Below are 22,468 nucleotides of genomic sequence, written 5' to 3'. Positions count from 1 at the left end.
CCCTCCCGGGGAAGGACCGTCAGCCCAGGGCCAGGACCACGAGGGCCGTGGTCCCCGCGATCTCGGCGAGGGCGCCGAACACGTCGCCCGTGACCCCGTCGAAGCGGCGTACGCACCGCCGGAGCAGGAGCTCCGCCGCGCCCAGGGCGATCAGGACCGCGCCCGCGCACTGGACGGCGGCGCCCGGCCCCACCGGCAGGGCGGCCACCCCGGCCGAGGCGGCCACCAGGGCGGCGATCCCGGCGGCCGAGCGCTTGGGGAGCACCCCGGCCACCGCCGCCCCCAGCCCTTCGAGACGGGCCGGCGGCACGCCGTCACGGGAGGCCACCGTCATGGCCAGCCGGGCGGTGACGGCCGCGACGACCGTCGCCAGGGCCCCGTGCACCCAGCTCTCGGCATAGAGGTCCGCCAGCGCCCCGGCCTGGACCAGCAGCACCAGCAGCAGCGCCACCACCCCGAAGGGGCCGATGTCGGACTGCTTCATGATCCGCAGCGCCGCCTCGGCGGGCTTCGCGCTGCCCAGCCCGTCGGCGGTGTCGGCGAGCCCGTCGAGGTGCAGCCCCCGCGTCAGGGCGGCCGGTACGGCGACGGTGACGGCCGCCGCGAGCAGCGGACCGCCGCCCAGGACCAGCAGCAGGACCCCGGGCACGGCCGCGAGGACGCCCACGACGAGCCCGGCCAGCGGCGCACAGGCCATGCCGGTGCGGGCCGCGGGCCGGTCCCAGCGGGTGATGCGGGCGGGCAGCACGGTGAGCGTGCCGAACGCGAAGCGCACGCCGTCGCGCAACGAGGCCCGCTCGTCGGGCGGCGTCGGGGGCGGCTCGGCAGGCTCGGGGGGCTGGTTGTCGAACGAATCTTTCATCGGCGCGAACGCTACCCGCTCACCGTGGACGGTAAATTGCCCCATACGGGAAAAATAGGAAAGCTGCCACAACAGGGGAGCCGACGGTATGGGTCACTGGTGGTACCGGAACATCGTCGAGCCGGGCAAACTCCCGCTCCTCCTCGCCCTGCTCTCGTTCGTCCTGTCGTTCCTGATCACCCGTGTGATCACGCGCATGATCCGGGCGGGCCGGGGGCCGTTCAAGAACATCACCCCGGGCGGCGTGCACGTCCACCACGTGGTTCCCGGGGTCATCCTCGTGGTCATCGGCGGCTTCGGGGCCGTCGGCAGCGGCCGGCACGGTTTCGGCGCCATGCTCTCCGCGGTGATCTTCGGACTGGGCGCGGGCCTCGTGCTGGACGAGTTCGCGCTGATCCTGCACCTCGACGACGTCTACTGGAGCGAGCAGGGCCGCAAGAGCGTCGAGATCGTGGTCGTGACGGCCGCGCTGGTGGCGCTGGTACTGGGCGGGTTCCTGCCGTTCGGCGTCAACGACCTGACCGCCGAGGAGCGCCAGAGCCGCGGGCTGATCATCATGAACACCGCCACCAACTTCTTCCTCGCCCTGATCGCCCTGTGGAAGGGCAAGGCCCGCACCGCCCTCTTCGGCACGGTCATCCCCTTCCTGGCGCTGATCGGGGCGATCCGGCTGGCCCGGCCCGGCTCCCCCTACGCGAAGAGGTTCTACGCGAAACGTCCGCGGGCCCGCGCCAAGGCCAATCTGCGCGCCTTCCACCACGACCGGCGCTGGGCGGTCCCGCGCCGCAAGTTCGAGAACTTCATCGGCGGGACCCCCGACCCGGAGCGGACACCGGTCTCGAAACCGACGAAGCACTGAAGGCCGAAGGCCCGACGGCCGAGATGCGAGCCCCGAGAGGACGGCGCCCGGCCCGGCCCCCCGAAGGGGCCGGGCCGGGCGCCGTCACACGTCACACGTCACACGTCACACGTCACACGTCACACCAGGATCAGCCCGGGATCAGGCCGTCGTCGCGGAGCATCTCCCTGACCTCGCCGAGCGAGGCGTCCGGCGCGGGGAGGATCAGCTCGGACGGCTCCAGGGCCTCGTCCGGCAGCGGCTCGCCGAGCCGCCGTACGGCGTCGAGCAGCGCGCCCAGCGTGCGCCGGAAGCCCTCCTCGTCACCGCTCTCCATCTCCGCGAGCAGCTCGTCGTCCAGCTTGTTGAGCTCGGCGAAGTGGCCGTCGGCCACCTTCAGCTGACCTTCCCCCATGATGCGGACAATCATGACGGACCCCGTCCTACTGCTTGTCGAAGCGGTGCTGGGTCTGGGAGGGCTGCTGGGCGTTGCCCTGGGCACCGCCCTCGATGGCCTGCTGCTGCGCCGAGGGCCCGCCGGCGAGCTCGGCCTTCATCCGCTGGAGCTCCAGCTCCACGTCCGTACCGCCCGAGAGGCGGTCCAGCTCGGCCTGGATGTCGTCCTTGGAACCGAGGCCGCTCTGGTCGTCGAGGGCGCCGGAGGCCAGCAGCTCGTCGATCGCGCCGGCGCGGGCCTGGAGCTGGGCGGTCTTGTCCTCGGCCCGCTGGATGGCCAGGCCGACGTCGCTCATCTCCTCGGAGATGCCGGAGAAGGACTCCGCGATGCGGGTCTGCGCCTGCGCCGCCGTGTACGTCGCCTTGATGGTCTCCTTCTTCGTACGGAAGGCGTCCACCTTGGCCTGCAGGCGCTGCGCGGCCAGCGTCAGCTTCTCCTCCTCGCCCTGGAGGGTCTGGTGCTGCACCTCCAGGTCACTGACCTGCTGCTGCAGCGAGGCGCGCCGGGACAGGGCCTCGCGGGCCAGGTCCTCGCGGCCCAGGGCGAGGGCCTTGCGGCCCTGGTCCTCCAGCTTGGCGGACTGGCCCTGGAGCTGGTTGAGCTGCAGCTCGAGGCGCTTGCGGGAGGTCGCCACGTCGGCGACGCCGCGGCGCACCTTCTGCAGCAGCTCCAGCTGCTTCTGGTACGAGTAGTCGAGGGTCTCGCGCGGGTCCTCGGCCCGGTCCAGGGCCTTGTTCGCCTTCGCGCGGAAGATCATCCCCATACGCTTCATGACACCGCTCATGGGCTTCGCGCGCCCCCTTCTAGACGGACTGTGCTCCAGGTCACCGACAGGACCCACAGTACGGGCCCTGTCTCCATTACCGCACTGTTCGTGTACGGATGCGCTCCTCCTCCAGGACGACTCCACCGCGGCCGTGTCAGGCGTAGGGAGTAGGTGCTCCCCCGAGCGCGACCGCGTCACGAACCCTGCACAGGGAAGACGCGCGCCGTTGCCGGATCGTTCCCCGGCAGAGTGGGGTACCCGGCCGCGACCACGTAGGCTTGGGTTTTGTGTTTGGTAGCCGTTCCTCCAAGGAAGAGAAGGCCGCCGCCACCGACAAGGTGAGCGCCGACCTCTCGCAGCCCCGTGACCCGCAGGCCCCGAAGGGCCGCCCGACGCCGAAGCGTGCTGTGGCCCAGTCGCAGCGCAAGGCCGTCGTGGCATCGACCGGCAATCGCAAGGAGGATGCAAAGCGCGCCCGCGAGCGCCGTCGCGAAGAGATGGCCAGGCAGCGCGAGGCCCTCGCCAACGGCGACCAGCGTTATCTGCCGGCCCGCGACAAGGGCCCCGTGCGCAAGTTCGTCCGCGACTACGTGGACTCCCGCTTCTCCGTCGCCGAGATGTTCCTGCCGCTGGCAGTGGTCATCCTGGTGCTGAGCATGGTGCGGGTGCCGTCCATCCAGAACATCGCCCTGCTGCTGTGGCTCGCCGTGATCGCCCTGATCCTGGTCGACTCGGTGGCCCTCGGCTTCCGGCTGAACAAGGCCCTCTCCCAGCGCTTCCCCGACGAGCCGCGCCGCGGCGCGGTGGCGTACGGCCTGATGCGCACCCTCCAGATGCGCCGGCTGCGCCTGCCGAAGCCGCAGGTCAAGCGCGGGGAACGGCCCTGAGCGGAGGGAAGCCCGGAGCGTCGGGGGACGGCTTCGCGCCGGGCGCCAGGCTGTGGCTCGAGGGACTGGGAGGACTGCGCAACGCCGTCCGCCAGGAACTCGTGGGCCGGCAGGTCGACGAACAGATCGCGCACCGCTTCCCGGTCGGGCAGCGGCTGCGCGTCCTCGACGTCGGCATGGGCCAGGGCACCCAGGCGCTGCGTCTCGCCCGCGCCGGGCACAAGGTCACCGGACTCGAACAGGACCCCGCGATGCTCGCCGTCGCCCGGGAGGCGCTGGCGGCCGAGCCCGCCGGGATCCGGGACCGGGTCGAGCTCCTGGAGGGCGACGGCCGTGAGACCGGCGCGCACTTCCTGCCGGGCAGCTTCGACGTGGTGCTCTGCCACGGCGTGCTGATGTACGTGCCCGAACCGGACGCGATGCTGGCCGGGCTGGCCCGGATGCTGGCGCCCGGCGGCCTGCTGTCCCTGCTGGTGCGCAACGGCGACGCCCTCGCCATGCGGCCCGGTCTGGGCGCCGACTGGTCGGCCGCGCTGGCCGCCTTCGACACCGTCGACTACACGAACCGGCTGGGCCTGGACGTACGGGCCGACCGGCTGGCGGGGCTCACGGCCACGCTGGCCGGGATCGGCGCCCCCTTGTCGACCTGGTACGGCGTGCGCGTCTTCACCGACGGCACCGAGGCCGGTGAGACGCTGCCCCCGGACGAGGAGCTGGAGCGGCTGCTGGCCGCCGAGGACCGCGCCGGGCGGACCGATCCGTACCGCGGGGTCGCCGCACTGCTGCACCTGTGCGGCGTGCGGGGCTGACCCGCCCCGGCACGGCACGCACGGAAGCCCGGACCCCGCGGGGGTCCGGGCTTCTCGCGTCCTCGCGTCAGAGGCTGCCGCTCAGGCGTCCAGCGCCGCGCGCAGGCTCATCGTGTACAGCTCGGTGCCGTTGTCGTCGGACAGCTTCACCGTCTCGGCCCCGCCGTCCAGCAGCTCCTTCCACACCTCGCCGATCCACGACTCCGCGTCGCCCTGCGTGGTGAACTCCTCCGGCTCGACCGCCGGGCTGGTCTCGGTGCCGTCGGCCGTCTCGAACCGCCACGTCCACGCCATGTCCGCCTCCGTTGCTCGTCCGCTGCTCGCACGCGTTCCGCACGCATCTCTGCTTGAGTCTGCCCGCAGAGTAGCCGGGCGCGCAGCAGTCTCGGGGACGCGGGAGGATCTTCCTGTGGAACTCACTCTGCTCGGTACCGGCACACCCGAAGGACTGCCCCGTCCCGGCTGTCCCTGCGCGGCCTGCGCGCTCTCCGTGGGCGCCCGGGCGCGCGCCGCGACGTCCCTGCTCGTCGACGGCGCGCTGCTGCTCGACCTGACCCCCGGGGCGGTGCTGGCCGGCGCCCGCGCGGGGCATTCGCTGGCCGGCGTACGGCAGGTCCTGCTCACCCATCCGCACGACGGACCGCCGGTGGAGCTGCCCCCCGGGCTGCCGGCCGCGGGACGGGTGCCGGACGGGCGGGAGCTCGCGGTGATCAGCGGGCACCGGGTGCGGGCGGTGCCGATGGACGCGCCGGGCACCGGGTACGAGGTGACCGGCCCGGACGGGAGCCGGCTGCTGTACCTCCCGCCCGGCGGGGCACCCGCGGGGACGAACGGAGCCCTCGGGCAGCGCCCGTACGACATGGTCCTGGCGGACGTGCTGGGCCGGCCGGAAGCGCTGGCCCGGCTGCGGGCGAGCGGCGCCGCCGGACCGACCACGGACGTGATCGCGGTGCACCTGGACCACGACGTCCCCCCGGGCCGGGAGCTGGAGCGCCGGTGCGCGGCGGCCGGTGCGCGGGCTGTGCCGGACGGGACGACGGTGACGGTCGGCGAGTACCACGCGGTGCCGGACCTGCCGCGCCGGACGCTGGTGCTCGGCGGGGCCCGCTCGGGGAAGTCCGTCGAGGCGGAGCGGCGCCTGGCCTGCTTCCCCGAGGTGGAGTACGTGGCCACCGGCGGCTCCCGGGACGGCGACGCGGAGTGGGCGGCGCGGGTCGGCCTGCACCGCGAGCGGCGGCCGGCGAGCTGGCGGACGCTGGAGACCTGCGAGCTGGCGCCGCTGCTGGTGGAGGGAGGGCCCCCGCTGCTGATCGACTGTCTGGCGCTGTGGCTGACGGACGCGATGGACCGGGCCGGCGCCTGGGACGACGCGGTCTGGGCGGCGCGGGGGCAGAAGGAGCTGCGGGAGCGGATCGCGGAGCTGGTGGCGGCGGTGCGGGCGACCCGCCGGACGGTGGTGGCGGTGAGCAACGAGGTCGGCTCGGGGATCGTTCCCGCGACCGCTTCCGGGCGGCGCTTCCGCGACGAACTGGGGCGCCTGAACAGCCTGGTGGCGGGCGAGTGCGAGCACGTCCTGCTGGTGGTGGCCGGGCAGGCGGTGGCCCTGAAGGAGTGACCCGGCACCCCGTCCCGCGAGGTCGCGGGACGGGACTTGGGGAGGGCCTCACCGGCTGTACGCTCTGGCAGATGACCACGCTGAATCTCGACGACTTCTCCGATCTGATCGAGCGCCCCGACGGGGGCGTCCGGCGTGACGCCGAGGAACGCCGTGAGCGGCTGGCCGTGCCGGCCGGGGCGCTGGGGCGGCTCGACGAGCTCGCCGAGTGGCTCGCCGCCGCCCAGGGTCGGGTGCCCGTCCGGCCGATCGAGCGGCCCCGCGTCGTGCTGTTCGCCGCCGACCACGGGATCGCCGCCGCGGGGGTGTCCGCCCGGACCGCCGGCGGCGCGCACGAGCTGGTGCGCTCGGTGCTCGACGGGAACAGCCCGGTGTCGATCCTCGCCGGGCGTCTGGGCGCCGGCGTACGGATCGTGGACGCCGGTCTGGACTGCGAGCCCGGGCTGCTGCCCGAGGACGTGGTCCGCCACCGGGTGCGCCGCGGCAGCGGGCGCATCGACGTCGAGGACGCGCTCACGCTCGAAGAGGCCGACGCGGCCCTGCGGCTCGGCATGCGGATCGCCGACGAGGAGGCGGACTCCGGTACCGACCTCGTGATCCTGGGCGACCTGAGCGTCGGTGGAACCACGGTCGCGGCGACGCTCGTCGCGGCCCTGTGCGGAACCGATGCCTCCGTGGTCACCGGCCGCGGCGGGCTGCCCATCGACGACCTGACCTGGATGCGCAAGTGCGCGGCGATCCGCGACGCGCTGCGCCGGGCCCGCCCGGTCCTCGGCGACCAGGTGGCCCTGCTCTCGGCGGTCGGCGGCGCGGACGTGGCCGCGATCACCGGCTTCCTGCTCCAGTGCGCGGTGCGCCGTACTCCGGTGATCCTCGACGGGGTCGTTTCCGCGGCCTGCGGGCTCGTCGCCCAGCGCGCGGCGTTCCGCGCCCCCGACTGGTGGCTGGCCGGGCAGGCCAGCGGCGAACCGGGCCAGACCAAGGCCCTGGACCGGATGGCACTCAACCCCGTGCTCGACCACGGCGTCACTGTGGGAGAAGGAACCGGGGCATTGCTGGCTCTCCCCCTGGTCCAGGCGGCGGCCGCACTCGCGGCGCAGCTCCCGGAACAGGCTGCGCAGGAGCCGGACGAGCCGGAGCAGCCGAAGGACTGAGCGCCCGGTCGGCGGCGCCCCATATGATCGCGTTTCATGGGAGAGGCCCGCTTGACCAGCGCAGACATCGACCGGACCACCGCACCGGCCGCCAAGGCGGCACAGGGGTCCGGCAAGGACAGCAACACGAACGGCAGGAAAGACGACAGGAAGGACGAAGGGGGCGGCCGGGAGACCGGCCGGGGATCCGCCCGCTCGCGGCGCAGCGCCGCGTTCGCGGTCTGGTACCTGCGCGCCGTCACCTTCGTCAACTTCCTCAGCGCGGTGTGGCTTTCGCTCGGCCAGGACCTGCGCCGGCACAACACCGCCGACTTCTACACCCCGTACCTGCTCACCGCGGGCTTCGCGTCCGGCATGTTCTCGCTGCTGCTCGCGGTCACCATGGGCCGCCGCAAGCGGGCCGCCTGGATCCTGAACCTGGTGCTCAGCGGCATGCTGCTGCTGGCCTTCGCCACCGCGGCCTTCGCCCCGTGCACCAGTGGTGACTTCAACCTCTGCTACCCGGAGTTCCGCGACCACACGCAGAACTGGGTCTCGCTGGCCCTGACCGCGGCCTTCGTCGGCGCCCTGGTGCTCGGCCGCCGCGAGTTCTACGCCAAGGGCGACCGCTCCAACCCCAAGCTGGCCACCGCGGTCGGCGCCGTCGGCCTGCTGTGCACCTCGCTGCTCGCCGCGCTGATCGTCGGCGCCGCCAACACCGACCCGGACGCCGCCGAGGCCACCTTCCTGGCCCGTTGGCGGTACGGCGTGATGCGGCTGATCACCCTGGAGCCCAACGCCCGCGACTACGCCGCGATCACCACGCCCGGCTGGGTGGACATCGTGATCAACGTCATGTCGACGCTGCTCCTGATCGCCGTGCTGCTCGCCGCCTTCCGTTCGCGCCGCGCCGTCGACCCGCTCACCGCGGAGGACGAGGAGAAGCTGCGGGCGCTGCTCGCCAAGCAGGGCGACCGCGACTCGCTCGGCTACTTCGCGCTGCGCCGCGAGAAGTCCGTCATCTGGTCCCCCACCGGCAAGGCGGCCGTCACGTACCGCGTCGTCGGCGGCGTCTCGCTGGCCTCCGGCGACCCGATCGGCGACCCCGAGGCCTGGCCCGGTGCCATCGAGCCCTGGCTGGCCGAGGCCCGCGAGCACGGCTGGGTGCCGGCCGTCATGGGCGCGAGCGAGGAAGCCGGACAGATCTACGCGCGCCACGGCCTGGACGCGCTGGAGCTGGGCGACGAGGCCATCGTCGAGACCGAGGAGTTCACGCTGGAGGGCCGCGCCATGCGGACCGTCCGGCAGGCCTACAACCGCGTCAAGCGCGCCGGGTACACCGTGCGCATCCGCCGCCACGCCGACATCCCCTCCGAGGAGATGGACGTGCTCCTCACCCGCGCCGACGACTGGCGCGACGGCGCGACCGAGCGCGGCTTCTCGATGGCGCTGGGCCGACTGGGCGATCCCGGCGACGGCCAGTGCGTGATGCTGGAGTGCACCGACGGCAACGGCGACCTGCGCGCCGTCCTGTCCTTCGTGCCGTGGGGCCCCAAGGGCCTGTCCCTGGACCTGATGCGCCGCGACCGCGATTCCGAGAACGGCCTGATGGAGTTCATGGTCATCGAACTCCTCGAACGCTCCAAGGAGATCGGCGTCACACAGGTCTCGCTCAACTTCGCGATGTTCCGTTCCGTCTTCGAGCGGGGGTCCAAGCTCGGCGCGGGTCCGGTGCTGCGCATGTGGCGCTCGCTGCTGAGCTTCTTCTCCCGCTGGTGGCAGATCGAGTCCCTCTACCGGGCCAACGCCAAATACCGGCCGATCTGGGAGCCGCGGTTCATGCTCTTCGAGAAGAGCTCCGACCTGCTGCGGATCGGTATCGCGGCGGGCCGGGCCGAGGGCTTCCTGGAGGCTCCCGGGCTGCCGAAGTGGCTGAACCGCAAACATCTGGAGACCAATCGTTGACGGCTTGGACGACCACCCCCCTGCGGCGGTTCGCCCGCCGCGAGTGGGGGCCCCTGTTCTGGACCGTCCGGGACGCCCTGGTCCGCGACAAGTGGCGGGCGGCCCCGATGACCCTGGGGGCCGTCTGCCTGACCTCGGTCTTCCAGATCGTCCAGAACACGTCCTGGGGGTTCCAGCCGGTCCAGAACCTCGGATCGGTGAAAGCCGTCGACCCGCTGTGGCTGGCCGTGCTGCGCACCCCGCTGTCCCTGTTCGTCCCCGCCCTCGACCTGCCCGTGTGGGGGGCGCTCGCCCAGATCCTGCTGGTCTTCGGGATCTCGGAGATCTGCATCGGCTGGTGGCGCACGCTGGTCATCGGCTACGTCGCCACCCTCGCCGGGACCACGTACGCGCGGATCGGGCTCTCGCTGGGCCCCGACCACCCCTTCGGCCTGCCGCTGTCCGACCGGGTCGTCAACGACACCGGGCCCTCGGCGGCGGTGGTCGGCCTCGCGATCTACGTGTGCTGGCGGTACCGGGCGTACCTGACCGGTGCGATCGTGATCGCGGTGATGATCGGCGAGGTGCTGGTCAAGGACAACCTGGCCGGCAAGGAGCACCTCGCGGCCATCGCCGCCGTCATGGCCGTGTGCGTGGTCCGCGCCAAGTGGGGACCGGAGCGCTCCCGCGTCCCCCTCGGCCGGCGCCCGCCCCCGGCGGCCCCGCTGCCCCCGCAGCGGCCCGGCACCTGACGGGCCCGTCCGCCCCGCCGCGGGCAAGCCGTACCGTATCGGGGTGACGACAGACCTCGGGCCGTTCGCCCCCACCCGGCACTGGATGCGGTCCCATCCGCTGGCCACCGATGCCGTGCTCGCGCTCGGGGCGCTCGTCTCCATGGTCGTCGGCTCCTTCGCCGATCCCCACGGCCCGCACGGGCCCACCTTCGGGACCCAGACCCCCGAGCCGCTCTCCCTGCTCCTGATGGTGCTGGGCGCGGCCGCGCTGGTGTTCCGCCGCCGGCACACGCGCACCGTGCTCGCCGTGACGATCGGACTGTGCCTGCTGGAACTGACCACCGGCGAGCCCCGGGCGCCCGTCGCCATGTCCACGGTGATCGCCCTGTACACGCTGGCCTCCCGTACCGACCGGCCCACCACCTGGCGCATCGCCCTGCTCACGATGGCGGGGCTGACGGGCGTGGCCATGCTGGCCGGCCCGCTGCCCTGGTACGCGCAGGAGAACATCGGCATCTTCGCCTGGACCGGGATGGCCGCGGCCGCCGGCGACGCCGTGCGCAGCCGGCGGGCGTTCATCGACGCCATACGGGAGCGGGCCGAACGGGCCGAACGGACCCGCGAGGAGGAGGCCCGGCGCCGGGTCGCCGAGGAGCGGCTGCGGATCGCGCGTGACCTGCACGACGTGGTGGCCCACCACATCGCCCTGGTCAACGTGCAGGCGGGGGTGGCCGCGCACGTCATGGACAAGCGTCCCGACCAGGCCAAGGAGGCCCTGGCCCACGTGCGGGACGCGAGCCGCTCGGCGCTGAACGAACTGCGGGCCACGGTCGGGCTGCTGCGGCAGTCAGGCGATCCGGAGGCACCGACCGAACCGGCGCCGGGGCTGGCCGTCCTGGACGAACTGGTGGGCACCTTCCGGCACGCCGGGCTGCCGGTGAAGGTGATGGTCGAGCTGGGCCGGGACGGGGATCCGCTGCCGGCCGCCGTGGACCTGGCGGCGTACCGCGTGATCCAGGAGGCCCTGACCAACGTGCGCAAGCACGCCGGGCCGGAAGTACGGGCCGAGGTCAGCGTGGTCCGGGTCGGTGCTTCTGTGGAGGTGACCGTGCTGGACGACGGGGGCGCCTCCGCGGCCGGGGAGGACGAGGGCGGGGGCGGGGGCCACGGGCTGCTCGGCATGCGCGAGCGGGCGACGGCGCTGGGCGGCTCCTGCTCCGCCGGGCCCCGGTTCGGCGGTGGCTACCGGGTGCACGCGGTCCTCCCCATGACGTAGGGGTGTCTTTCGGATCACGGCAGGGCCGCAGGGCACCGGTCCTGCCGGACCTCAGCCCTGCGGCGCGCAGTACTGCCGCCAGGCGTCCAGGTCGTACCTCTTCTGCATCGAGCTGAACTTCAGCTTCCGCGACTGCGCGCACCACTGGCCGATCCGGCCCTCGTACTCGACGTGGAAGACGGCCTTGCCCGCCGCGATGAACGGGGTGAGCCGCTCGCACTCCTCGTACTCGGCGCACTGCTCGTTGACGGCGAAGTCGAAGTCCCCCACCAGCTGCGGGATCTGGTCGAGGTCGTTCTTCAGCCCGACCGCCAGGCCCCGGTCGTGCGCCAGCCTCGCGATCAGCCGGTTGTACGCCAGCTGGTCCTCCGCTGTGAGCGGGAACCCGGTCCTGTTGCGGTAGCCGTCCATGTTGTCCGGCTCCACCGCGTCGAAGCCCTTCTCCCGGCACATGTCGAACCGCTTCGCCATCAGCGGCTCCAGTTCGGACAGCCGCCGGACGTCCAGCCAGCGCTCGCCCTCCCAGCCGTTGCCCTCGCCGAGCAGTTCCTTCGGGAAGGCTCCGGCGTCGGGACGGAACTCCTCCCAGGCGCCGGTGGACACGTAGCAGATGGTCCGCCGGCCCGCCTTCTTCAGGGCGTCGACCTGCGCCTTGGTGGTGTTGAACCCGTCGACGTCGTACACCGCCGCCTTCACCGAGGTGTCCAGTTTCCCGGTGAGCTGCCACTGCCAGCTGACCGCCGGTGCGGGCTGCCAGCGCCGCCCCGGCGCCGGGGCGGGCGCCACGTCCTCCGGCTCCGGCTCCGGCGGCGCCTCGGTGGTGCAGGCGGCCAGCAGGAGCAGCAGGAGCAGCGGCAGGACGCGGCCGCCGCGGACCGTGCCGCGCGGCGACCGGGTCATCCGGCTGCCTCCAGGGCGTGCGGGAGGGTCCCCCACGGGTGCGCGCCGGTGCCGGGGACCGCGCAGTGCACCCCGGCCCCCCGCTGCCGGGCGAGCTCGGCCGCAGGGGCGCCCGGCGGGACCGCGTACACGAGGTGGCAGAACCGCTGGGCGGGGTGGTCTGCCGTCCACGGCGGCACCGAGGCGTCCCGGTAGGCGTCCCAGGGTCCCTCGAAGGTGACCAGCAGATCGGCGAGTCCGGCGTAGTCGGGGTGCGGGTGGACCCCGTGGTTGAGGACGAGGGTCCGGGCGCCGGCGGCCCGGGCGGCGACGCCGAGCCGCCCGTAGTGCGAGAGCAGCGCCGGGTCGGCGGAGGCCTGGTCGAGGAAGGCCCCGTCGGCGCCGTACCAGTCGCGGTGGCGCAGCAGGTCCTGCACCACGGCGGAGTGCGGGCGCCGCCCGTAGTCGGTGTCGGTGTACCCGAGGACGGGAACCCCGGCGTCGCGCAGCCGCTGCGCGACGGCGGCGAACCGCTCGTCGGGGGCCTCTCCCGGCCCGCTGGCCGGGTTGAGGACCACGGAGTGCAGCCGGCCGGCGGAGCGGATCAGCAGCTCCCAGTCCTCGGGCCGGTCGGCGGGGTGCTCGTAGAGGGGCACCAGCAGCATGAGCGCCTTCTTCTTGTACGGGGTCACGTGGTACGGGGTGAGGTGATCAACTCAGCGGTGGGCCGTCGCGCGCCCCAGCAGCAGGCAGACGAGCGCGCCCAGTACGACCGCCGCCGCGGCCGCCACCACCAGCTGGACCAGCCGCGGCTGCCCCACCCCCAGCAGCAGCGCCAGGCTCTGGGCGAGCGCCGCCGAGGCACAGACCACGGCCGCGGGCCGGACCGCCCCGAAGGACTGGAGCAGCAGCCCGGTCCACATCACGGCGCCGAGCAGCAGCAGGGTCGAGGCCCTGATCCCGGTCAGGCCGGGGGCTCCCGGCCAGAGCAGGGTGCCGGCCAGCCCGAGGGCCAGCAGCACCACCAGGTACGCGGCGAGGCAGCGGCCCAGCGTGCCGAGCATCCGCAGCCAGAACCGCCGGGGCGAGCGGGCCGCCCGCAGACCGGCCAGGCTCCCGCTGCGGAACCGGTGCAGCAGCCATTCGGCGGGACCCATGCTGAGGGTGAGCGCCACCGCCGAGGGGGCGGCGACGGCCTCGGCGGGACCCCCGGCGAGCACCTCGCCCAGGGCGGCGTACAGCACCAGCAGACCGGTGCCGAGGCCGAACATCCCGTACGGCACCGAGTCCCCGATCCGGGGTCCGCGCGGGCCGTACTCCTCCTCGGCGCCCCGCAGCATCCGCCAGCGCACCGGACCCTCGCCGGGCCGGTGGCCGGACCAGCCCCGGATCCGGCGCAGGCCGGCCCGGACGCCCCGGGCCACCGGCAGCTCCCGTACGGCGAGGGCGCAGGCGGCCAGCAGGGACGCCACCAGCAGCCCCACCCGTACGGGCACGGGCAGGTCGGTGAAGAGCGCGAGCAGCGCCCCCGCGGCCATCGGTCCGAGCGCGGCGAGCAGCACCCGCTCCCGGCCGAGGACCAGCAGCACGGTGGCCGCGCCGACGTACAGGGCCTGGCCGGCGGCGAACGCGTAACTGAACGGCGGCCCGCCGGGCACGGTCAGCGCGGCGGCGATGCCGAGCAGGGCCCCGGCGGGGGCCCCGACGAGCAGGGTCCGCCCGGCGGCGGCCCGGTCGCCGAGGCCCAGCCACGTGTAGGCGCGGTGGGACAGGGTCTGGTCCCACACCCAGCCGATGAGCGCCCCGGCGAGCAGGGTCAGCGTCCCTGCGGGGAGCCCGAGCCGGTCCTTGGGGCCCTCCAGCAGGGGGGCGCCCAGGACGTAGGCGAGGCCGGGCAGCGCGAAGACGACCCCGCGCAGCAGGCAGGCGGCGAGGGAGACCTTCCAGGGGTCGGGGACGTGCTCCGGTTCCGGGAAGGCCCGGGGCACCCGGGCGTAGAGCTCCTCGGCCAGGCCGAAGGAGTCGTGGCGGCCGTAGGTGAGCCGGATGTGCTCGTCGGTCATCCCGTCGGATTCGAGGACGGCGGCGATCTCGTCCGGGTGCACGGCCGCCGCGATCAACCCGTCGAGGCGCTCGGCGAGTTGGTCCATCGGGTCGCCGGCCCGACCGGGGTCCCCCGGCCCGCCGCGGCGGGGCCGGGGGATGGCGGGGAGGGTGTCCCCGCCGGGTACGCGCAGCCAGAGGGATCCGCTCACCACAGGCTCCCGTCTGCGGCGAGTTCGCGGTACCAGGGGTCGGCGAGCCGCTGCGTCCAGTCGTCGCCCGCGTGGACGGGCAGGACCGGCTGGCCGGCGAGTTCGCGGTAGATGTGCCGGAAGCCGTCCACGGACTGGTGGAGCGTGAACTTCTCGACGACCCGTTTGCGGGAGAGGCGGCCCAGCTCGGCCCGGCGTTCGTCGTCGCGGAGCAGGGCGAGGGTGGCGCGGGCCATGGTCTCCGGTTCGCGCGGCGGGACCACGAGCCCGGTGTCGCCGACGGCCTCGCGCACCCCGCCGACGTCGGTGGAGACGGTGGTGCGGCCGCAGGACATGGCCTCGATGATGCTGAAGGGGAAGCCCTCGCTGATGCTGGAGAGCATGACGACGCTGCCCGCCGCGTAGGCCTGCGCGACCTGCTGGACGCGGCCCTCGTACGAGATCCCGTCGGCCACGCCCAGTTCGGCGCCGAGTTCCTCCAGTCGCAGCTTGTACTCCTCGCAGCCGGCCGGGACCGGGCCGAACAGGCGCAGCCGCAGGGCGGGCAGCTCCTCGCGCATGAACGCGTAGGCCCGGATGAGGGTTTCGAGGTCCTTGATCGGGTCGATGCGCCCGCACCAGCTGAGGGTGGGCACCTCGGGTTCTGGTCCGCCGTCGGGGAAGGCGTACGGATCGACGCCGTTGTAGACCGTGCGGATGCGGTCGGGGGCGGCGCCGCCGCGCTCCTCCCAGCGGCGGTTGTACTGGTTGCACGGGGTGATGAGGTCGGCCTGCCGGTAGCCCTCGGTGTTGAGCTCCCGGTAGAAGCCGAGCAGCAGTGCCTTGACGGGCCAGCGCTGCTGCGCGGTGCGGTAGCCGAGGTAGCGCTCGCGCAGGTAGATGCCGTGTTCGGTGAGGAGGAAGGGCACCTTGTCGAGGTACTTGGCGGCGAGGGCCGGGAGGGTGGCGAGACCGCTGCTGACCGCGTGCGCGACGCTGTCCGGCGGGATCCGTACGGACAGCGGCCGCAGCGCGTGCTCGATCAGGTCGGTGGCGGTGAGCGCGTCGTGGACGGTGGGCTCGGCGGCGGCGGTGAGGAAGCCGGGCCGGGTCCACACGGCCATCAGCAGGCGCAGGACCGTTTCGGAGCGCAGTGCCGCGGCGAGGCGGCCGGCCCGGGCGAGGACGGCGAGTTCGTGCAGGGCTTCGGAGAAGCCGCCGTGGGTGGGGGCACCCCCGGCGGTGGCCGGGGGAGGGTCGAGCAGCGAGAGCAGGAAGGTTTCGTACGCTGCCGTGAACCGGCGGTGCGCCTTGCCCCGCAGGGCCGCGCCGCGGCCGCGGCCGGGCACCGGTCCCCAGAGCGGGACGGCGGTGTGCCGGTAGACGTTGCGGGGCAGCTCCCACGTGACCGGCTCGCGTCCGGAGCCGGTCAGGGCTATGACGTTGAAGTCGACCTCCGGCATCCCGCGGACCAGTTGGTCGCACCAGGTGCTGACTCCCCCGTGGACGTGCGGATAGGTGCCTTCGGTGAGCATGGTGACGTGACGCCCATGACTCATGTGCTGTGTCCCCCCAGGACGGAAAAAGGGGCCGGCGCCCGTGTGCGGAGCGCCGGCGCTGGGTGGTGCCGGATGACGAGGCCGGGCAGTGGTGGGCCGTGCAGGGGTCAGCTGGGCAGCTTGAGGGTGACCGCGCTCTGCAGCAGCTCGGGCGCGGTCCACGCCGAGCGGCTGCCGGCGTAGGCGGTGCCGAAGTCGGCGGTGCCCAGCAGGAGCTGCTTCTTGGTGCCGGTGGGAGCGGTCACCGGGGCGACGACTCCGGAGGGCGCCTTGACGGTGACGTCCTTGCCGATGCGGTAGGCGGTCACCTGGTTGTTGGCGACGGCCTTGTCCCAGGCGGCCCGGCGGCTGAGCTCGACGCCGGTGTCCTTCATGCTCTGGTTCACGATCGGGGCGCTGGGCGCGTAGAGCGCGCGGTAGGTGTCGAGGACCTGGTTGAGCACCGGGTAGAGGGTGCGGTCCTCGGCGAGGTTGGACTGGTGGACGTAGTGCGGACGCGGGTCGTTGGCCAGGACGTGGCGCAGGGCGGTCCGTGCCTCGGCCGGGACGATGTAGTCCAGGTAGCCGGTGGCGGTGTTGAGCGGGGCCGGGAGGCAGGTGGAGGTCGCGGGGTTGTCCTCGCAGACCCCGCTGCCGCCGTTGGCGCGGCTGGTGTAGATCCAGTTGTACTCGTCGGCCATCTCCGCGTTGGTGCCCGTGTTGTAGTACACGTTCATCGGGTAGCGCGGGACGGTCAGGGCGGCTCCGACGGCGCGCTGTGCGGGCTCGCGCGAGCTGTCGCTGCCCGCCCACTTGACCCCGTTGTCGGCGAGGGCGCCCGCCAGGTTGGGGTTGTCCTGGGCCTGCTGCGGCAGGGTCTTGAGGCCGGAGTGCTCGCCGGTGACCAGCTCGGTGCGGTCGGTGGTGATGCCCTTGGCGGCGGCCCAGTTGTTGTTGTCGCGGATCTGGGCGGAGATGTCGGCCCGGCTCATCCAGTTGACGGCGCCCGCCGCGTTCTTCGTACAGGTCCACGGGACGACGGAGGTGTCCTGGACGCAGCCGAGGAAGGGGTGCGAGTACGTGTGGTTCATCCAGCGGTACTTGGCCCGGTCCGCGACCAGTTGTGCCGTGAGGGCGTCGGTGCCGCCGTTCTCGGCCTTCCACTCCTCCCCGGCGCCGGCGTTGAAGAGGAGGTCGAGTTTGAAGTTCTTGCTCGTCTGCCACTGCGCCGCGTACTGGGCGTCGGCGGCACTCATCCGGATCGTGCTCTCCTTGCCCTCGCCGCCCGGGCAGGCGTAGTCGCCGGGCGTGCAGTTGAGCTCCTTGCTCCAGCGGGCGTCCGGGGCGAAGACGTCGTCGACGTGGACCGCGAAGTAGTTGCGCTCCTGGCCGAGGTGGACCCCCTGGGTGAGCCAGTCGACGATGCCGCGGGCGAGCAGCCGGAACTGCTGCTGGTACTGGTTGTAGCCGAAGGTGACGACCAGTTCGCTGCGCCCGTCGTGGGCGTACTCGCCGACGAGCGAGGCCCGTCCGCCGGCGACCGGTGCGTCGAGGTAGCTGGTGTAGCCGGCCCGCGGCTTGCCCATGAACCCGTAGCTCTCCGGGACCAGGGCGGAGTTGTCCTCGAAGGTGACCTGGCCGCCCAGGTAGTTGAAGGGGCCGGCCTGGCCGGCGGCGGTGACGGCGGCCTGCGTGCCGTCGAGCTGCCCGCTGTAGCCGCCGTTGTCGGTGTACTCGAGGCCGACGCCCGGGTGGGCCCAGGTGTAGGCGTCGACCTGGCGGATGCCGTAGGTCGTCTCGTACGCGCTGAGCGCGGCCATCTCGGCCGAGCCCTCGCCGAACGGGTTCTCGTTCGGCAGCACGACGCCCTGGTACTTGGCGCGCGGCCGTCCGTCGACGGTGTCGGCGAGGAACGCGGCGTTGATCACCGGGCGTCCGGAGCTGCCCAGGAGGACCCGGGTGTACGGCACTCCGGTGTCCCGGAGCTCCGCGGTGATGGCGTCGACCGAGCTGCCGCCGTCGTCGACGACGAGCACCTTCAGGTCGATGCGCGGTGGTGTCACGGCCGCGTGCGCGGCCGCGGCCGGCAGTGCCACGGACATCAGCGCTGCCACCCCCATTGCGGCGGCAGCCCTGTTCATCCGGTTCTTGTTGACCATTTCGGCCTTTCCCCCCGCAGGCATCACTCGACTACGGCCCCATGGCGGTCGGCCGGGCCGAGGAGGCTCTGTGGAAATCATGCAAAGGGACCCCGCGTCCCCTTGCGAGAGTGGGTCGAGTCTCTCGGACCTCGTCAGGTCTCAGGGGCAAACCTGGTGCGGAAACCACGGATGGGTGAATCCCCCGGCGTCTTGATCGAACAACTTGCCAAACCTTCGAGTGCCGTGCGGACCAGCCGGTACGCGTAGGCTCATTTCTGGCGGCCGTCGGGCCGGAATACGATCGCTGCGGATGGCCGGCCACCCACTCGGCCCACAACACAAACGGAAGCGAGACTTCACCACCGTGACTGCTCTGACTCTCAGCACTGCCGGCGCGGCGACGCTGCGCGCCGACGCCCTCGTGGTCGGCGTGGCGAAGGGCCCCAAGGGCCCGGTCGTCGCCGCGGGCGCCGAGGCCGTGGACAAGGCGTACGACGGAAAGCTCGCCGCCGTGCTCGACGCACTCGGCGCCTCGGGCGCCGAAGGCGAGACCACCAAGCTGCCGGCGCCGGACGGCCTGAAGGTCCCGGTCGTGCTGGCGGTCGGACTCGGCTCCGTCCCCGAGAAGGACGAGTCGTACGACGAGGAGGCCCTGCGCCGCGCCGCCGGCGCCGCCGCGCGTGCGCTCCACGGCACCAAGAAGGCCGCCTTCGCCCTCCCGCTGGAGGACGCCTCCGCCGTCACGGCCGTCGCCGAGGGCGCGCTGCTGGGCGCGTACGCCTTCACCGCATACCAGGGCGGCGAGAAGAAGGCCGGCAAGAACGGCGGCCCGAAGCAGCCGCTCGCCGAGGCGGTCCTGCTGGGCGCCAAGCCGCGCGACAAGGGGCACAAGGCCGCCGCCGAGCGCGCCTCGGTCGTCGCGACCGAGGTCAACATCGCCCGCGACCTGATCAACACCCCGCCGAACGACCTCACCCCCGAGGCCTTCGCCGCCGTCGCGTCCGCGACCGCCAAGGAGCACGGGATCAAGGTCCAGGTCCTGGACGAGAAGGCGCTCACCAAGGGCGGCTACGGCGGGATCATGGGCGTCGGCAAGGGCTCCGAGAACCCGCCGCGCCTAGTGAAGATCGCCTACACCCACCCCGACGCGGAGAAGCACCTCGCCTTCGTCGGCAAGGGCATCACCTACGACTCGGGCGGCATCTCCCTGAAGCCGGCCGGCCACAACGAGACGATGAAGTGCGACATGTCCGGCGCCGCCGCCGTGTTCGCCTCCGTCGTGGCCGTGGCCAAGCTGGGCCTCCGGGTCAACGTCACCGGCTGGCTCGCGCTCGCCGAGAACATGCCCTCCGGCTCCGCCACCCGCCCCGGCGACGTGCTGCGCATGTACAGCGGCAAGACCGTCGAGGTCCTGAACACCGACGCCGAGGGCCGCCTGGTCCTGGGCGACGCCCTGACGAAGGCCTCCGAGGAGAACCCGGACGCGATCGTCGACGTCGCCACCCTGACCGGCGCCATGGTGCTGGCCCTGGGCAACCGGACCTTCGGCATCATGGCCAACGACGACGCCTTCCGCACCTCGATCCACGAGATCGCCGAGGAGGTCGGCGAGGCCTCCTGGCCGATGCCGCTCCCCGCCGACCTGCGCAAGGGCATGGAGTCCCCCACCGCGGACATCGCGAACATGGGCGAGCGCATGGGCGGCGGCCTGGTGGCCGGCCTCTTCCTGCAGGAGTTCGTCGGCGAGGGCATCACCTGGGCCCACCTCGACATCGCGGGCCCGGCCTTCCACGAGGGCGCCCCGTACGGCTACACCCCCAAGGGCGGCACCGGCTCCGCCGTGCGCACCCTGGTGCGGCTGGCCGAGCGCACGGCCACCGGCGACCTGGGCTGACGCGGCCCGCAGGTGGCCGCGGCGTAGCCCCGCAGCACCGCATGTGACATGTCTCAAGCCTTGGTCGGCCACTCGATCAAGGCTTGAGGCATGTTCACTGACAACGAAATCCGTAGGTTTCTACGCACTGGTAACCCTTACTTCGGGCAGAACGACCTGCCACATCATGGGCCCGGCGTCCCGCGTTCCCCCGACAAATGCGAAGATGGGTTCTCGGCAGGACAGGGCCCCACCACAGGGCCGAACAACTAGCGGCCGATTACCAGCCGCCGCCCGGTCACAGAGGACCGGTGCCCGGCGCACATGCATGGAGGACGTGACGTGGCGAACGACGCCAGCACCGTTTTCGACCTAGTGATCCTCGGCGGTGGCAGTGGCGGTTACGCCGCGGCTCTGCGCGCATCCCAGCTGGGTCTGGACGTTGCCCTGATCGAGAAGAACAAGCTCGGCGGCACCTGCCTGCACAACGGCTGCATCCCGACGAAGGCACTGCTCCACGCGGGCGAGATCGCGGACCAGGCGCGCGAAGCCGCCCAGTTCGGCGTGAAGGCCACCTTCGAGGGCATCGACATCGCGGGTGTGCAGAAGTACAAGGACGAGGTCATCTCGGGCCTGTACAAGGGCCTGCAGGGCCTGGTCGCCTCCCGCAAGGTGACGTACATCGAGGGTGAGGGCCGCCTTTCCTCGCCGACCTCCGTCGACGTGAACGGCCAGCGCATCCAGGGCCGCCACGTCCTGCTGGCGACCGGCTCCGTGCCGAAGTCGCTGCCGGGCCTGCAGATCGACGGCAACCGCATCATCTCCTCGGACCACGCGCTGGTCCTGGACCGCGTCCCCGAGTCGGCGATCGTCCTGGGCGGCGGCGTCATCGGCGTCGAGTTCGCCTCGGCGTGGAAGTCCTTCGGCTCCGACATCACCGTGATCGAGGGCCTCAAGCACCTCGTCCCGGTCGAGGACGAGAACAGCTCGAAGCTGCTGGAGCGCGCGTTCCGCAAGCGCGGCATCAAGTTCAACCTGGGCACCTTCTTCGACAAGGCCGAGTACACCGAGAACGGCGTACGGGTCACCCTCGCGGACGGCAAGACCTTCGAGGCCGAGGTGCTGCTGGTCGCCGTCGGCCGCGGCCCGGTCTCCCAGGGCCTGGGCTACGAGGAGCAGGGCGTCGCGATGGACCGCGGCTACGTCCTGGTCGACGAGTACATGCAGACCAACGTGCCGACGATCTCCGCGGTCGGCGACCTCGTCCCGACCCTGCAGCTGGCGCACGTCGGCTTCGCCGAGGGCATCCTGGTCGCGGAGCGGCTGGCCGGTCTGAAGACCGTCCCGATCGACTACGACGGTGTTCCGCGCGTCACGTACTGCCACCCCGAGGTCGCCTCGGTCGGCATCACCGAGGCCAAGGCCAAGGAGATCTACGGCGCGGACAAGGTCGTGGCCCTGAAGTACAACCTGGCGGGCAACGGCAAGAGCAAGATCCTCAAGACCGCGGGCGAGATCAAGCTCGTCCAGGTCAAGGACGGTGCCGTGGTCGGCGTCCACATGGTCGGTGACCGGATGGGCGAGCAGGTCGGCGAGGCCCAGCTGATCTACAACTGGGAGGCTCTGCCGGCCGAGGTCGCGCAGCTCATCCACGCGCACCCGACCCAGAACGAAGCGCTCGGCGAGGCCCACCTGGCCCTGGCCGGCAAGCCGCTTCACTCCCACGACTAATCCACAGTCACGGGCGCGACGACCACTTCCGCACTTTCGTAAGGAGCAACTGAAACCATGTCGGTTTCCGTAACCCTTCCGGCGCTCGGCGAGAGCGTCACCGAGGGAACTGTCACCCGCTGGCTGAAGGCCGAGGGCGAGCGCGTCGAGGCCGACGAGCCGCTGCTCGAGGTCTCGACCGACAAGGTCGACACCGAGATCCCGTCGCCCGTCTCCGGCATCCTGGCCTCCATCAAGGTCGCCGAGGACGAGACCGTCGAGGTCGGCGCCGAACTGGCCGTCATCGACGACGGCTCCGGCGCCCCGGCCCCCGCCGAGGCCGAGACGGTCGTCGCCGAGGTTCCGGCCGCCGCTCCGGTCGCCGAGGCTCCCGCGGCCCCGGCCGCCGCTCCGGTCGCCGAGGCCCCCGCGGCCCCGGCCCCGGTCGCCGAGGCCCCGGCCGCCGCCGCTGCGCCCGCCGCCTCCGGCACGGACGTCGTTCTCCCCGCCCTGGGCGAGAGCGTCACCGAGGGCACCGTCACCCGCTGGCTGAAGCAGGTCGGCGAGTCCGTCGAGGCCGACGAGCCGCTGCTCGAGGTCTCCACGGACAAGGTCGACACCGAGATCCCCGCCCCGGTCGCCGGCACCCTGCTGGAGATCCGGATCAACGAGGACGAGACCGCCGAGGTCGGCGCCGTCCTGGCCGTCATCGGCGCCGCCGGTGCCGCTCCGGCCGCCGCCCCGGCCCCGGTCGCGGCCGCCCCGGCCGCTG

General features: G+C 72.7%; 20 protein-coding genes. 11 read left to right on the top strand and 9 right to left on the bottom strand.

Annotated features, from left to right (window positions below):
• Nucleotides 1-19: 19 nt before the first annotated feature.
• Nucleotides 20-862 carry an adenosylcobinamide-GDP ribazoletransferase gene (locus tag K7B10_RS28375; protein WP_229340328.1) on the bottom strand — a complete coding sequence of 281 codons (843 nt, stop codon included), beginning with the start codon at nucleotides 860-862 and terminating at the stop codon, nucleotides 20-22.
• An 88-nt stretch (nucleotides 863-950) separates the two neighbouring features.
• Between K7B10_RS28375 and K7B10_RS28370 the strand changes: the two genes are divergently transcribed.
• Nucleotides 951-1,721, top strand: coding sequence for a hypothetical protein (locus K7B10_RS28370; protein ID WP_229340326.1), 771 nt, complete (start codon nucleotides 951-953; stop codon nucleotides 1,719-1,721).
• Between the two features lie 130 nt (nucleotides 1,722-1,851).
• Here the strand turns inward: K7B10_RS28370 and pspAA are convergent, their stop codons facing one another.
• A complete protein-coding gene (gene pspAA, locus K7B10_RS28365) occupies nucleotides 1,852-2,130 on the bottom strand; it encodes a PspA-associated protein PspAA (RefSeq protein WP_229340325.1) in 279 nt (92 codons plus the stop codon).
• A gap of 13 nt (nucleotides 2,131-2,143) precedes the next feature.
• Nucleotides 2,144-2,941: a PspA/IM30 family protein gene (locus tag K7B10_RS28360; RefSeq protein ID WP_229340323.1), complete on the bottom strand. Its 798-nt coding sequence runs from the start codon at nucleotides 2,939-2,941 to the stop codon at nucleotides 2,144-2,146.
• A gap of 260 nt (nucleotides 2,942-3,201) precedes the next feature.
• On the opposite strand from K7B10_RS28360, the gene K7B10_RS28355 reads away from it, so the two are divergent.
• Together K7B10_RS28355 and K7B10_RS28350 are read left to right on the top strand one after the other, a co-directional pair.
• Nucleotides 3,202-3,810, top strand: a complete 609-nt coding sequence (locus K7B10_RS28355; RefSeq protein WP_229340321.1) for a DUF3043 domain-containing protein — start codon at nucleotides 3,202-3,204, stop codon at nucleotides 3,808-3,810.
• Nucleotides 3,811-3,860: 50 nt separating this feature from the next.
• The gene (locus tag K7B10_RS28350) at nucleotides 3,861-4,619 is read left to right on the top strand and encodes a class I SAM-dependent methyltransferase (protein WP_267502441.1); all 759 of its coding nucleotides are present in this window, start codon (nucleotides 3,861-3,863) and stop codon (nucleotides 4,617-4,619) included.
• An 81-nt stretch (nucleotides 4,620-4,700) separates the two neighbouring features.
• On the opposite strand, the gene K7B10_RS28345 is transcribed toward K7B10_RS28350, so the two are convergent.
• Nucleotides 4,701-4,913 (bottom strand): hypothetical protein, encoded by a 213-nt coding sequence (locus K7B10_RS28345; protein WP_030863459.1) that lies wholly within the window; start codon nucleotides 4,911-4,913, stop codon nucleotides 4,701-4,703.
• A gap of 115 nt (nucleotides 4,914-5,028) precedes the next feature.
• On the opposite strand from K7B10_RS28345, the gene K7B10_RS28340 reads away from it, so the two are divergent.
• The 5 genes from K7B10_RS28340 to K7B10_RS28320 all read left to right on the top strand — a co-directional run bounded on the left by K7B10_RS28340 (nucleotide 5,029) and on the right by K7B10_RS28320 (nucleotide 11,321).
• The gene (locus K7B10_RS28340) at nucleotides 5,029-6,234 is read left to right on the top strand and encodes a bifunctional adenosylcobinamide kinase/adenosylcobinamide-phosphate guanylyltransferase (RefSeq protein ID WP_229340317.1); all 1,206 of its coding nucleotides are present in this window, start codon (nucleotides 5,029-5,031) and stop codon (nucleotides 6,232-6,234) included.
• A 71-nt stretch (nucleotides 6,235-6,305) separates the two neighbouring features.
• Entirely contained in the window at nucleotides 6,306-7,388 is a 1,083-nt protein-coding gene (gene cobT, locus K7B10_RS28335) for a nicotinate-nucleotide--dimethylbenzimidazole phosphoribosyltransferase (RefSeq protein WP_229340315.1), read from the top strand.
• A 36-nt stretch (nucleotides 7,389-7,424) separates the two neighbouring features.
• Entirely contained in the window at nucleotides 7,425-9,332 is a 1,908-nt protein-coding gene (locus tag K7B10_RS28330) for a phosphatidylglycerol lysyltransferase domain-containing protein (protein ID WP_229340313.1), read from the top strand.
• Nucleotides 9,329-10,063 (top strand): hypothetical protein, encoded by a 735-nt coding sequence (locus tag K7B10_RS28325; RefSeq protein WP_229340311.1) that lies wholly within the window; start codon nucleotides 9,329-9,331, stop codon nucleotides 10,061-10,063. The genes K7B10_RS28330 and K7B10_RS28325 overlap by 4 nt, the downstream gene beginning before the upstream one ends.
• An 85-nt stretch (nucleotides 10,064-10,148) precedes the next feature.
• Nucleotides 10,149-11,321: a sensor histidine kinase gene (locus K7B10_RS28320; RefSeq protein ID WP_229345471.1), complete on the top strand. Its 1,173-nt coding sequence runs from the start codon at nucleotides 10,149-10,151 to the stop codon at nucleotides 11,319-11,321.
• A 51-nt stretch (nucleotides 11,322-11,372) separates the two neighbouring features.
• Here the strand turns inward: K7B10_RS28320 and K7B10_RS28315 are convergent, their stop codons facing one another.
• From K7B10_RS28315 to K7B10_RS28295, 5 genes are all read right to left on the bottom strand, one after another.
• Complete coding sequence (locus K7B10_RS28315) at nucleotides 11,373-12,221, bottom strand: endo alpha-1,4 polygalactosaminidase (RefSeq protein ID WP_229340309.1); 849 nt, start codon at nucleotides 12,219-12,221, stop codon at nucleotides 11,373-11,375.
• Nucleotides 12,218-12,865, bottom strand: coding sequence for a spherulation-specific family 4 protein (locus K7B10_RS28310; protein WP_229345469.1), 648 nt, complete (start codon nucleotides 12,863-12,865; stop codon nucleotides 12,218-12,220). Before K7B10_RS28310 ends, K7B10_RS28315 begins: the two co-directional genes overlap by 4 nt.
• Nucleotides 12,866-12,916: 51 nt before the next feature.
• Nucleotides 12,917-14,455, bottom strand: coding sequence for a hypothetical protein (locus K7B10_RS28305; RefSeq protein WP_229340308.1), 1,539 nt, complete (start codon nucleotides 14,453-14,455; stop codon nucleotides 12,917-12,919).
• Nucleotides 14,452-15,993, bottom strand: a complete 1,542-nt coding sequence (pelF, locus tag K7B10_RS28300) for a GT4 family glycosyltransferase PelF (protein ID WP_229340306.1) — start codon at nucleotides 15,991-15,993, stop codon at nucleotides 14,452-14,454. Before pelF ends, K7B10_RS28305 begins: the two co-directional genes overlap by 4 nt.
• Before the next feature lie 107 nt (nucleotides 15,994-16,100).
• On the bottom strand, nucleotides 16,101-18,131 hold the full coding sequence (locus K7B10_RS28295; RefSeq protein WP_229340304.1) for a hypothetical protein: 2,031 nt from the start codon (nucleotides 18,129-18,131) through the stop codon (nucleotides 16,101-16,103).
• 346 nt (nucleotides 18,132-18,477) lie between these two features.
• Between K7B10_RS28295 and K7B10_RS28290 the strand changes: the two genes are divergently transcribed.
• The 3 genes from K7B10_RS28290 to K7B10_RS28280 form a co-directional block, all read left to right on the top strand.
• A complete protein-coding gene (locus K7B10_RS28290) occupies nucleotides 18,478-20,007 on the top strand; it encodes a leucyl aminopeptidase (protein WP_229340302.1) in 1,530 nt (509 codons plus the stop codon).
• A 321-nt stretch (nucleotides 20,008-20,328) separates the two neighbouring features.
• A complete protein-coding gene (lpdA, locus tag K7B10_RS28285) occupies nucleotides 20,329-21,717 on the top strand; it encodes a dihydrolipoyl dehydrogenase (RefSeq protein ID WP_030863427.1) in 1,389 nt (462 codons plus the stop codon).
• A 57-nt stretch (nucleotides 21,718-21,774) separates the two neighbouring features.
• A partial coding sequence (locus K7B10_RS28280) for a biotin/lipoyl-containing protein (protein WP_308284641.1) occupies nucleotides 21,775-22,468 on the top strand: 694 nt, incomplete at its 3' end.

The sequence above is a fragment of the Streptomyces flavotricini genome (genome assembly GCF_020639365.1).
Lineage (GTDB): Bacteria > Actinomycetota > Actinomycetes > Streptomycetales > Streptomycetaceae > Streptomyces > Streptomyces flavotricini.
This window is presented reverse-complemented; position numbering and strand designations above follow the sequence as displayed.

Excerpts from the sequence above, each read along its gene's own strand:
- K7B10_RS28375 (WP_229340328.1), bottom strand. The coding sequence starts at position 862 with ATGAAAGATTCGTTCGACAACCAGCCCCCCGAGCCTGCCGAGCCGCCC.
- K7B10_RS28370 (WP_229340326.1), top strand. The coding sequence starts at position 951 with ATGGGTCACTGGTGGTACCGGAACATCGTCGAGCCGGGCAAACTCCCG.
- pspAA (WP_229340325.1), bottom strand. The coding sequence starts at position 2,130 with ATGATTGTCCGCATCATGGGGGAAGGTCAGCTGAAGGTGGCCGACGGC.
- K7B10_RS28360 (WP_229340323.1), bottom strand. The coding sequence starts at position 2,941 with ATGAGCGGTGTCATGAAGCGTATGGGGATGATCTTCCGCGCGAAGGCG.
- K7B10_RS28345 (WP_030863459.1), bottom strand. The coding sequence starts at position 4,913 with ATGGCGTGGACGTGGCGGTTCGAGACGGCCGACGGCACCGAGACCAGC.
- cobT (WP_229340315.1), top strand. The coding sequence starts at position 6,306 with ATGACCACGCTGAATCTCGACGACTTCTCCGATCTGATCGAGCGCCCC.
- K7B10_RS28330 (WP_229340313.1), top strand. The coding sequence starts at position 7,425 with ATGGGAGAGGCCCGCTTGACCAGCGCAGACATCGACCGGACCACCGCA.
- K7B10_RS28320 (WP_229345471.1), top strand. The coding sequence starts at position 10,149 with ATGCGGTCCCATCCGCTGGCCACCGATGCCGTGCTCGCGCTCGGGGCG.
- K7B10_RS28315 (WP_229340309.1), bottom strand. The coding sequence starts at position 12,221 with ATGACCCGGTCGCCGCGCGGCACGGTCCGCGGCGGCCGCGTCCTGCCG.
- K7B10_RS28310 (WP_229345469.1), bottom strand. The coding sequence starts at position 12,865 with ATGCTGCTGGTGCCCCTCTACGAGCACCCCGCCGACCGGCCCGAGGAC.
- pelF (WP_229340306.1), bottom strand. The coding sequence starts at position 15,993 with ATGAGTCATGGGCGTCACGTCACCATGCTCACCGAAGGCACCTATCCG.
- K7B10_RS28295 (WP_229340304.1), bottom strand. The coding sequence starts at position 18,131 with ATGGTCAACAAGAACCGGATGAACAGGGCTGCCGCCGCAATGGGGGTG.